This window comes from Variovorax gossypii (assembly GCF_003965815.1).
In the GTDB taxonomy this organism is placed as follows: Bacteria; Pseudomonadota; Gammaproteobacteria; order Burkholderiales; family Burkholderiaceae_C; genus Variovorax; species Variovorax gossypii.
Genome location: NZ_RXOE01000008.1, coordinates 191,636 through 201,890, shown reverse-complemented (window position 1 = coordinate 201,890; position 10,255 = coordinate 191,636). Strand labels below are relative to the sequence as shown.

The 10,255-nt window shown below is 67.3% G+C and carries 13 protein-coding genes; 7 read left to right on the top strand and 6 right to left on the bottom strand.

The window, feature by feature from the left end:
• Nucleotides 1-49 precede the first annotated feature (49 nt).
• Nucleotides 50-553, bottom strand: coding sequence for a hypothetical protein (locus tag EJP69_RS24735; RefSeq protein ID WP_126472867.1), 504 nt, complete (start codon nt 551-553; stop codon nt 50-52).
• Nucleotides 543-1,685 (bottom strand): JmjC domain-containing protein, encoded by a 1,143-nt coding sequence (locus tag EJP69_RS24730; protein WP_126472865.1) that lies wholly within the window; start codon nt 1,683-1,685, stop codon nt 543-545. The genes EJP69_RS24735 and EJP69_RS24730 overlap by 11 nt, the downstream gene beginning before the upstream one ends.
• 14 nt (nt 1,686-1,699) lie before the next feature.
• Between EJP69_RS24730 and EJP69_RS24725 the strand changes: the two genes are divergently transcribed.
• The gene (locus tag EJP69_RS24725; RefSeq protein WP_093203171.1) at nt 1,700-2,224 is read left to right on the top strand and encodes an FKBP-type peptidyl-prolyl cis-trans isomerase; all 525 of its coding nucleotides are present in this window, start codon (nt 1,700-1,702) and stop codon (nt 2,222-2,224) included.
• 75 nt (nt 2,225-2,299) lie between these two features.
• Here the strand turns inward: EJP69_RS24725 and EJP69_RS24720 are convergent, their stop codons facing one another.
• From EJP69_RS24720 to coaBC, 4 genes are all read right to left on the bottom strand, one after another.
• Nucleotides 2,300-2,800, bottom strand: a complete 501-nt coding sequence (locus EJP69_RS24720) for a glycine zipper 2TM domain-containing protein (protein ID WP_093203174.1) — start codon at nt 2,798-2,800, stop codon at nt 2,300-2,302.
• 205 nt (nt 2,801-3,005) lie between these two features.
• The gene (dut, locus tag EJP69_RS24715) at nt 3,006-3,452 is read right to left on the bottom strand and encodes a dUTP diphosphatase (protein WP_019655978.1); all 447 of its coding nucleotides are present in this window, start codon (nt 3,450-3,452) and stop codon (nt 3,006-3,008) included.
• Nucleotides 3,453-3,914: a hypothetical protein gene (locus EJP69_RS24710; RefSeq protein WP_093203177.1), complete on the bottom strand. Its 462-nt coding sequence runs from the start codon at nt 3,912-3,914 to the stop codon at nt 3,453-3,455. It abuts the gene before it with no gap.
• Nucleotides 3,914-5,137 carry a bifunctional phosphopantothenoylcysteine decarboxylase/phosphopantothenate--cysteine ligase CoaBC gene (coaBC, locus tag EJP69_RS24705; protein WP_126472863.1) on the bottom strand — a complete coding sequence of 408 codons (1,224 nt, stop codon included), beginning with the start codon at nt 5,135-5,137 and terminating at the stop codon, nt 3,914-3,916. The genes EJP69_RS24710 and coaBC overlap by 1 nt, the downstream gene beginning before the upstream one ends.
• Nucleotides 5,138-5,262: 125 nt before the next feature.
• Between coaBC and EJP69_RS24700 the strand changes: the two genes are divergently transcribed.
• From EJP69_RS24700 to EJP69_RS24675, 6 genes are all read left to right on the top strand, one after another.
• The gene (locus EJP69_RS24700) at nt 5,263-6,945 is read left to right on the top strand and encodes a CTP synthase (RefSeq protein WP_126472861.1); all 1,683 of its coding nucleotides are present in this window, start codon (nt 5,263-5,265) and stop codon (nt 6,943-6,945) included.
• Nucleotides 6,942-7,232, top strand: coding sequence for a DUF1330 domain-containing protein (locus tag EJP69_RS24695; RefSeq protein WP_093203184.1), 291 nt, complete (start codon nt 6,942-6,944; stop codon nt 7,230-7,232). The genes EJP69_RS24700 and EJP69_RS24695 overlap by 4 nt, the downstream gene beginning before the upstream one ends.
• Nucleotides 7,233-7,305: 73 nt before the next feature.
• A complete protein-coding gene (gene eno / locus EJP69_RS24690) occupies nt 7,306-8,589 on the top strand; it encodes a phosphopyruvate hydratase (RefSeq protein ID WP_093203187.1) in 1,284 nt (427 codons plus the stop codon).
• A 19-nt stretch (nt 8,590-8,608) separates the two neighbouring features.
• Nucleotides 8,609-8,887 (top strand): cell division protein FtsB, encoded by a 279-nt coding sequence (ftsB, locus tag EJP69_RS24685; protein ID WP_093203189.1) that lies wholly within the window; start codon nt 8,609-8,611, stop codon nt 8,885-8,887.
• Between the two features lie 54 nt (nt 8,888-8,941).
• Nucleotides 8,942-9,568 (top strand): nicotinamide riboside transporter PnuC, encoded by a 627-nt coding sequence (pnuC, locus tag EJP69_RS24680; protein WP_093203192.1) that lies wholly within the window; start codon nt 8,942-8,944, stop codon nt 9,566-9,568.
• A complete protein-coding gene (locus tag EJP69_RS24675) occupies nt 9,565-10,236 on the top strand; it encodes an AAA family ATPase (RefSeq protein ID WP_126472860.1) in 672 nt (223 codons plus the stop codon). Before pnuC ends, EJP69_RS24675 begins: the two co-directional genes overlap by 4 nt.
• Nucleotides 10,237-10,255: the final 19 nt, after the last annotated feature.

Genomic DNA, 10,255 nt, shown 5'->3' with positions numbered 1-10,255 from the left:
CCTGCATATCCGCCCGAATATGTCTCGCGGCCGCATTCGCGGCATTGGCTTACAAGCCGAGCGTCGATGCCGGAAACGCGGGGCGCCCGAGGCGCCAGCATTCGTCGATGGCCTCGCGCAGCTCGCGGCGCGCGCGCGAATCGGTGCCGCTCACGCCCCTGCTGCGTTCGGGGTCGATGCGGTGCACGAACCACGTGGGCGTCCAGATGGCGCTCGGTACATCCGAGCCTGCGGCCTTGCCGGTGGCGCGGCATTCGATGATGTGGTCCCACATGCGACGCCACGACACGAAGCGCGCGTGGCCACGTTCGAGAATGTCGAAGCGCTGCGCGAGCAGCATCAGGCGGCGACCACTTGCCGACCAGGCCTGCAGCGCTTCGATGGTCGCGCGCTCGCCAAGGGGCCACTCGGCGAAATCGATGTCGCTGAAGACGATCTCCTTCCAACCCTCGCGCGCCGCGGCTGACAGCGCATTGCGCAGGAGCACGTCGAAGGCTTCGCGGCCGTCGAAGCGCCCTTCCGGCAGCGAAGGAGCAGGAGTCTCATCCGGCATGAAGCCACCCTGCCTCGCACCATTCGCCCAGTAACGCGAGGGCACCTTCGCTGGCCCGCGCGAGTTCGCGCGGGCCGAGTTCGCGACGGTCGGCCAGCTTGCGCATCAGCGTCGCGTCGGCGCCGCCCGCGCGAAAGCTCTCGCCGTTGATGTAGACGTGCCGCGCGTCGTAGAGCATGCGCGTGCGGCGATCGAGCCGCACGTGCTGCATGGCGTCGGGCGCCTCGCCGCCTTCGCCGAACCAGACGTTGGCCTTGGGCTCGGTGAGCGACTCGCCCAGCGCGCGGTCGATGGCGTCGGCATCGCGCAGCGCAGCCTCGATGGCCTTGCGCGCGAAGCCTTGCAGCGCGGCGGGCATCGCGGCCGGTGCATCGACCGCGGGCTGCGTCGGATCGCGGTAACGCGCCAGCTCGGCCGGGCCGGCGTCTTCCAGGTCTTCCGCATAGGCCTGCGCCATGCGCGCGAGCAGGTCGGCACCAAGCTCGCCCACGGCCGACGAACGCAGGCCGATGGAACAGGTCATGCAGTCGTCGCCCACGGCCACGCCGTCGTGTGCATAGCGCGGCGGCAGGTAGAGCATGTCGCCGGGCTCGAGCACGAAGGTCTGCTCGGGCTCGAAGTTCTCGAGGATCTTGAGCGGCAACCCAGGCTGCAGGCGCAGGTCGCTCTGCTTGCCGATGGACCAGCGGCGGCGCCCCTGCGCCTGCAGCAGGAACACGTCGTAGCTGTCGAAATGCGCGCCGACGCCGCCGGTGTCGCTCGCGTAGCTGATCATCAGGTCGTCGAGCCGGGCGTCGGGCAGGAAGCGGAACTGCCGCAGCAACTGGTGCACGCCCTCGTGATGCAGGTCGACGCCCTGCACCAGCAGCGTCCAGGCCGGCTGCTTCAGCGGCGGCAGGGCGCGCCGGGCCAGCGGCCCGTGCTTGAGCGACCAGCCGGCCTTGCCGTGGCGTATCAGGCGCGATTCGACATCTTCGCGTTCGGCAAGCGCGAACAACTCGGAACGCTCGATCGGTGGCACCATCGCGGGTATCGCCTGCCGCACGAGCAAGGGTTTCTTCTGCCAATGCCGCCGCATGAACTGCGCGGCGCTCAGGCCGCCCAGCAAGGGCAGCGGTTCGTTAATCTCCATGGGAGAATTCTGCAATGGAAATCTCTGAACAATGCGTGGTCGGCCTGACCTGGACGATGAAAGACACGCTCGGCGACGTGCTGGACGTGCTCGACGAGCCGGTCGAATTCCTGATCGGCGGCGACGATCTCTTCGACGTGATCGAAGCGGCCCTGCAGGGCCATGAACCCGGCGCCCGGGTGCAACTGCAGATCGAGCCCGAGCAGGGCTTCGGCGACTTCAACGACCAGCTGCTCTTCCTGGAGCCGCGCTCCCTCTTCCCCGAAGGCACCGAAGAAGGCATGACCTTCGACGGCTCCGCCCTGCCCAAGGGCGTGAGCGGCGACATTCCCAAGGACACGATCTACACCGTGGCCGAGATCTACCCCGAGCACCTGGTGCTCGACGGCAACCACCCGCTGGCCGGCATCGCGATCCGGCTCGACATCACGGTGCGCTCGGTGCGCGAGGCCACGGAGGAAGAAGTGGGCCGCGGCACGGCGGGCACGGGCTTCTTCAAGGTCGCGCCGATGGCGCCGGGCAACCAGACGCTGCACTGACCGCCGCGCAGCACCCATGAAAAAAGCCGGGCAGTGCCCGGCTTTTTTGTGTGTGCCCCGATGGATCGGGTTCGCTTACATGCGCGAAATCTGACCGTTGTCGATGCGAACGCGGTCGCCGATGCGCAGGTCGCCGGGGCTCTGCACGTCGAAGGCGCGGTAGCCGCCTCGGTCGGTCTGCACCGACACCCGGTAGATTTCGTAGGCGCGCGGGCCGTTCTGCTGCGCCTCGATGGTGTTGCCCAGCAGGGCGCCACCGACGATGCCCAGCGCGGTTGCCGCGGCACGGCCGTTGCCGCGGCCGAACTGGTTGCCCACCACGCCGCCGATCACGCCACCGGCGACGGCGCCGCCGCCCGTGGTGCCGGTACCGGCGGTTTCGCTGCGCAGCACCTCGATGTTGGCTACGTGGCCGTATTCGACGTAGGAGGCTTCACGGTACTGGATGGCCTGCGGGGGCGCCTGGTAGGGGTAGCGCGAGGTCTGGTAGACCGGCGCCGGGGCCACGCACGCCGTGAGCGTGGCCAGGGCCAGCACGGAAGCGGTGACGGAAACAAAGCGCGTTGAGATCTTCATGTTGGGAGGCTCCTCGGAAAGAACGATGCACGGATGATGAATGCATGCACCCTGCGTGTGCCTGACTAACGCCGCAGCATCCGCCGCGATGACGCCGTTCACACACTGAAACCTTCGAGGCCGCGCGGCCCGTGCCGGTTCCGTTCTTTACCGCCCGGAAACCCTGCAGATCCCCTTCCGGCCCTTCTCGGCCTTCAAGATCCGCTCAATGTTTGCCGGTGGAGCCGTATCCGCCCTCGCCACGTTGCGTAGGTGCAAATTCCGTGACCACTCGAAACTGCGCCTGCACCACGGGCACGATCACCAGTTGCGCCAGCCGCTCCATCGGGTTCAGCACGAAGGGCGTGTCGCTGCGGTTCCAGGCGCTGATCTTCAGCTCGCCCTGGTAGTCGCTGTCGATCAGGCCGACGAGGTTGCCCAGCACGATGCCGTGCTTGTGGCCAAGCCCCGAGCGAGGAAGGATCAGCGCCGCATAGGCAGGGTCGGCCAGGTGGATTGCGATGCCGGTGCCCACCAGCTGCCAGCCGTTGGGCTCCAGCGTGATGGGAGCGTCGAGGCAGGCTCTCAGGTCGAGGCCGGCGCTTCCGGGGGTGGCATATGCGGGGAGTTGATCCACCATGCGCGGATCGAGGATGCGGACGTCGACTTTCACTTAGTTGTTGCCTTGCTTCTGTTGCTGTTCTCTTTGCTTTCGGGCTGCCTCTTCGAGCACCTGCTGCCACTTGGCGACGCCCGGGGTGAGCTTCACGCCCTTCAATTTCCTGCCGAACCACATGGCCAGCGCCGCGAGCAGCACCAGCACGCCGAACGGCACGCCCGCGGCCCACAACACGAGGAACACCACCGCGCCGACGGCGCCCAGCACCTTGAGCAGCGCCGGGTCGAATGAGCCCGGCTGCTTCTTCGGCACCTCGCCGTTCGGCAGCTCGGCACGCTGCATCGCGGCCGTGACGGGCCCCTGCCCCTGCTGCGGGCCGGAGGTCTGCGTCATGCCGACGTCGAGGCCGTGCTCACCGGGCGAAGCAGCTCGCTTCGGCAGCGCCGCCTGCGCGGCCAGCCGCTCCACATAGCGCGCGAAATCGCCGTTCGGCGGCGTGTTCCATTGGGGATTCATCAGACCCTCCAGTCGGGAAGCCGGGCCGCGATCTCGGCCATGAGTTCGCGCGCCAGCGTGAGCTTGGGCGCGCGGGGAAGCTCGCGCACGCCCTTGGCGTCCACCAGCAGCATCGCGTTGTCGTCCTGTCCGAAGGTCAGCGGGCCGATGTTGCCCACCAGCAGCGGGATGCCCTTGCGCTCGCGCTTGGCCTTGGCATGTTCGGCGAGGTTCTCGCTCTCGGCGGCGAAGCCCACGCAGAAGAGCTTCTTCGACTGCGCCCGCTCGCTCTTCGCCACCGTGAGGAGGATGTCCGCGTTCTCGACGAAATCGAGCACCGGCGTCTTGCCGCTGCCGTCCTTCTTGATCTTCTGGTCGCTCTGGGCGGCCGGGCGCCAGTCGGCTACAGCAGCCGTAGCTACAAAAATGCTAGCACTCTGCGCAGCACGGGTCGTGGCTTCGAGCATGTCCTGCGCCGAGAGCACGTCGACGCGCGTCACGCCGCGAGGCGTGGGCAGGTGCACCGGACCGGCCACCAGCGTGACCTCGGCGCCCGCCTCGCGGGCCGCCCGGGCAATGGCGAAGCCCATCTTGCCGGACGAATGGTTGGTGATGCCCCGGATCGGGTCCAGCGCCTCGAAGGTCGGGCCGGCCGTGACCAGCACCTTCTGCCCCGCCAGCAACTTGGGGGCGAAGAAAGCCGTGATGTCCTCCAGCAGCTGCGCCGGCTCCAGCATGCGGCCATCGCCGGTTTCGCCGCAGGCCTGCCAGCCGTTGCCCACGCCCAGCACGGTCGCGCCGTCGGCCGCCACCTGCATCAGGTTGCGCTGCGTGGCCGGATGGACCCACATCTCGCGGTTCATGGCCGGCGCGATCAGCAGCGGGATGCGGTCCATGGGGCGGGCCAGGCACATCAGGCTCAGCAGGTCGTCGGAGCGACCCTGCACCAGCCGGGCGATGAAGTCGGCGCTGCAGGGCGCCAGCACGATCGCGTCGGCCTCGCGGCTCAGGTTGATGTGCGGCATGTTGTTGGGCTCGCGCGTGTCCCACTGCGAGGTGTAGACGGTACGCCCCGAGAGCGCCTGCATGGTCACGGACGTGATGAACTGCTCGGCCGCCTCCGTCATGACCACCTGGACGGTCGCTCCCGCCTTGACGAAAAGCCGGCACAGCTCGGCCGACTTGTAGCAGGCGATGCCTCCGGTGAGGCCCAGGACGATGTGTTTGCCGGCGAGATCTTGCATGGGGCGTATTGTTGCTCACATGCCATCGTCCCCCGGGGCAACAAGCCCTTGGCGAAAGGTGTCGCGAAGGGCACACCTATAATCGCAATTTCCCACTGCCCGGATTCACAGCGTCCGGAACTGGCATGACCAAATTTGTCTTCGTCACCGGTGGTGTCGTTTCTTCCCTTGGCAAGGGAATCGCCTCCGCCTCGCTCGCCGCGATCCTCGAATCGCGCGGCCTCCAAGTCACCCTCATCAAGCTCGATCCGTACATCAATGTCGACCCCGGCACGATGTCGCCCTTCCAGCATGGGGAAGTGTTCGTCACCGATGACGGCGCCGAGACCGACCTCGACCTCGGCCACTACGAGCGCTTCATCAACACGCGGATGCGCAAGGCCAACAACTTCACGACCGGCCAGATCTACAAGACCGTGCTCGAGAAGGAACGCCGCGGCGACTACCTCGGCAAGACGGTGCAGGTGATCCCGCACATCACCAACGAGATCCAGGAATACATCAAGCGCGGCGCCGGCATCGGCACGGCGCACGAGGTGGACGTGGCCATCGTCGAGATCGGCGGTACCGTGGGCGACATCGAGTCGCTGCCCTTCCTGGAGGCCGTGCGCCAGATGAGCCTGCGCATGGGCCCGAACAATTCGGCCTTCGTGCACCTGAGCTACGTACCCTGGATCGCCGCCGCCGGCGAACTCAAGACCAAGCCCACCCAGCACACCGCGCAGAAGCTGCGCGAAATCGGCATCCAGGCCGACGCCCTGCTGTGCCGCGCCGACCGCCCGATCCCCGACGACGAGCGCGCCAAGATCTCGCTGTTCTCGAACGTGCCCGAATGGGGCGTGATCTCGATGTGGGACGTGGACACCATCTACAAGGTGCCCCGCATGCTGCACGAGCAGGGCCTGGACGGCCTGATCTGCGACAAGCTGCGCATCAACACCCCGCCCGCCAAGCTGCAGCGCTGGGACGAGCTGGTGTACGAGGTCGAGCATCCGCAGAAGGAAGTCTCCATTGCCATGGTCGGCAAGTACGTCGACCTGTCGGACAGCTACAAGTCGCTGAACGAGGCGCTGCGCCATGCCGGCATGAAGAACCATGCCCGCGTGAAGATCGACTACATCGACTCCGAAACGATCTCGCCGCAGGACGTGTCCCGCCTGGCCAAGTACGACGCCATCCTGGTGCCCGGCGGCTTCGGCCAGCGCGGCGTGGAAGGCAAGATCTCGGCTGCCCGCTTCGCCCGCGAAGGCAAGGTGCCCTACCTGGGCATCTGCCTGGGCATGCAGGTCGCCACCATCGAGTACGCCCGCCACGTGGCCGGCCTGAAGAACGCCAACAGCACCGAGTTCGACCCCGAGACGCCCACCCCCGTGATCGCGCTGATCACCGAGTGGAAGGATCGCGACGGCACGGTGAAGACGCGCGACGAGAAGTCCGACCTCGGCGGCACCATGCGCCTGGGCGCTCAGAGCTCCGACGTGTCGCCCGGCACGCTGGCACACAGCATCTACGGCGACGTGGTCACCGAGCGCCACCGCCACCGCTACGAAGCCAACGTGAACTACCTCGACGAGCTGCGCAACGCCGGCCTCGTGATCTCCGCGCTCACGCAGCGCGAGCACCTGACCGAGATCGTCGAACTGCCGCAGGACGTGCACCCGTGGTTCATGGGCGTGCAGTTCCACCCCGAGTTCAAGTCGACCCCGTGGGGCGGCCACCCGCTGTTCAACGCCTTCATCAAGGCGGCGCTCGAGCACAAGGAAAAGGGCGCGGGCAGCACCAACAAGACGCTGAAGGCTGTTGCATGAGCAGCGGATACGTCATCGCCCAGGTCGAGGTGACCAACCCGACGCAGTACGAGGAATACCGCAAGTGGTCGACCGTCGCCATGCAGGCGCACGGCGCCGAGGTGTGCGTGCGCGGTGGCCAGATCCAGCCGCTGGAAGGCGACTGGAAGCCCACGCGCGTCGTGATCCTCAAGTTCCCCAGCTTCGAGAAGGCCAAGGCCTTCTACGAGACGCCCGAATACCTGAAGGCGCGCGAGGCGCGTGCCGGCGCCGCGATCATGAACATGATCGCCGTCGAAGGCCTCTGATCCTTCCGCTCCCTCCGACCCGTTCCCCCATCTATTCATCCGCCCAAAGAGACCAGAAAGAGAAAGACAGAAGATGAGTGCAATCGTTGACATCGTCGGCCGCGAAATTCTCGACAGCCGAGGCAATCCCACCGTCGAGTGCGACGTGCTGCTCGAATCGGGCACCATGGGCCGCGCGGCCGTGCCCTCGGGCGCATCGACCGGCTCGCGCGAAGCCATCGAGCTGCGTGACGGCGACAAGAGCCGCTACCTCGGCAAGGGCGTGCTCAAGGCCGTGGAGAACATCAACACCGAGATCTCGGAAGCCGTGCTGGGCCTCGACGCCAGCGAACAGGCCTTCCTCGATCGCACGATGATCGACCTCGACGGCACCGACAACAAGGGCCGCCTGGGTGCCAACGCCACCCTCGCCGTCTCGATGGCCGTGGCCCGCGCCGCGGCCGAGGAGTCGGGCCTGCCGCTGTACCGCTACTTCGGCGGCATGGGCGGCATGCAGCTGCCGGTGCCGATGATGAACGTCATCAACGGCGGCGCGCACGCCAACAACAGCCTCGACCTGCAGGAATTCATGATCATCCCCGTGGGCGCCAAGAGCTTCCGCGAGGCAGTGCGCTACGGCGCCGAAGTGTTCCATGCACTGAAGAAGATCCTGGGCGACCGCGGCATCAGCACGGCAGTGGGCGACGAAGGCGGCTTCGCTCCCAGCGTCGAGAGCCATGAAGCGGCCATCCAGCTGATCCTGGAAGCCATCGACAAGGCCGGCTACACCGCAGGCGAGCAGATCGCCCTGGGCCTCGATTGCGCGGCCAGCGAGTTCTACAAGGACGGCAAGTACGTGCTGTCGGGCGAAAACCTCTCGCTCACGTCCGAGAGCTGGACCGACATGCTGGCGACCTGGGTCGACAAGTACCCGATCATCAGCATCGAGGACGGCATGCACGAAGGCGACTGGGACGGCTGGAAGCACCTGACCGAACGCCTGGGCAAGCGCGTGCAGCTGGTGGGCGACGACCTGTTCGTCACCAACACCAAGATCCTGCAGGAAGGCATCGAGAAGGGCATCGCCAATTCGATCCTGATCAAGATCAACCAGATCGGCACGCTGACCGAGACCTTCGCCGCCATCGAGATGGCCAAGCGCGCCGGCTACACCGCCGTGATCTCGCACCGCTCGGGCGAGACCGAGGACAGCACCATCGCCGACATCGCCGTGGGCACCAACGCCGGCCAGATCAAGACCGGCTCGCTCTCGCGTTCGGACCGCATCGCCAAGTACAACCAGCTGCTGCGCATCGAGGAAGACCTGGGTGACATCGCCGTCTACCCTGGCCGCGGCGCGTTCTACAACCTGAAGTAACGCCCGGACGCCACGCGGCATGCGCGCCCGCCTCGTTCCTCCGATCGTTCTGCTGCTCCTGTTGGCCATCCTGCAGTGGCAGCTGTGGAACGGGCGCGGCAGCGTGCGCGACGTGGCCCAGTTGCGGACCAAGCTGGCCGACCAGAAGGAAGCCAACGCCAAGGCCGCGCTGAACAACGAGCGCCTGAGCTCCGAGGTCAACGACCTGAAGGACGGCCTCGAGATGGTCGAGGAACGGGCGCGCGCCGAGCTCGGCATGGTCAAGCCGAACGAAGTGTTCGTGCAGATCGCGCACTGACCTCGGCCTTCCCTCGCCCCTCCCTCCCCTTTTCTTTCTTCGTCCGCCGAGCCGATGACCGAGCTACTCTCGGCCCCCGCGTTCATGCTGTGGGGCTCTCCCGTGAGCTGGCTCGAGCTCGTCGCGTCGACGCTGGCGCTCGCCATGGTCGGCTGCAACATGCGCGAGATCCACTGGGGATGGCCGCTGGCCATCGTCAGCTCGCTGCTCTACGTGGCGGTGTTCGCCAAGGCGCGCATCTACGGTGACGCCTCGCTGCAGGTCTTCTTCGCGCTCGTCGCCTTCTGGGGCTGGGCGCAATGGCTGCGCGGCCACCGGGCCGACGGCAGCGCGCTGCGCGTCAGCCGGCTTTCGTCGCGCGGCATCGCGCTCACGCTGCTCGCCTGCGCGCTCGCATGGCCGGCGGTCGCCCTCTTCCTGCGCCGCTTCACCGACACCGACGTGCCCTGGTGGGACGGCTTCGCCACCGGCCTGAGCCTGGTCGGGCAATTCCTGCTCGGGCGCAAGTTCATCGAGAACTGGCTGATCTGGCTGGCGGTGAACGTCGTGAGCGTGGGCCTCTTCATCCACAAGGGCCTGTGGCTCACCGTGGGGCTGTACGCGGTGTTCGCCGTGCTCAGCGTGGCCGGCTACCTTGCCTGGCGCCAGCGCATGCCCTCTGCCGGGGCTGCGCGCGCATGACTCCCGTGCTGCCGACCGGCTGCGTCATCGCCCTCGTGGGCGCCGAGAGCACCGGCAAGACCGAACTGGCCCGCGCCATCGCGCAGCGCCTGCACGACCGCGGCGTGCCCGTCACGCTGGTGAGCGAATACCTGCGCGAATGGTGCGAACGCGAAGGCCGCACGCCGCGCCCCGACGAGCAGCAGGCCATCGCCGACGAACAGACCCGCCGCATTGCGATGGCCGCGGCCACCGGCGTGGTGGTGGCCGACACCACGGCGCTCATGACGGCCGTCTACAGCGAACAGCTCTTCGCCGACACCTCCCTCTACGACAGCGCACTGGCGGCCCAGCGGCGCTATGCGATCACACTGCTCACCGCGCTCGACCTGCCCTGGGTCGCCGACGACATGCGCGACGGCCCGCATGCGCAGCAGCCGACCGACACGCTGGTGCGCGCCGCGCTCACGGGAGCGAAGCTCTCGTACGCGGTCGTGCACGGCACAGGCGGCGAGCGGCTCGCGAACGCCTGGAACGCCATCGTCTCCATCGCGGGCAACGAGGGCCGGCCTCGCACGCGCGCCCGGTCCGACGCGAAGCCCGCCTCGTGGTCATGGCCTTGCGAGAAATGCTCCGACCCGGAATGCGAACATAAGCTGTTCAGCGATCTCATCGCGCGCCGCGAGTAACGCGCTCGCCCCTTTCCTC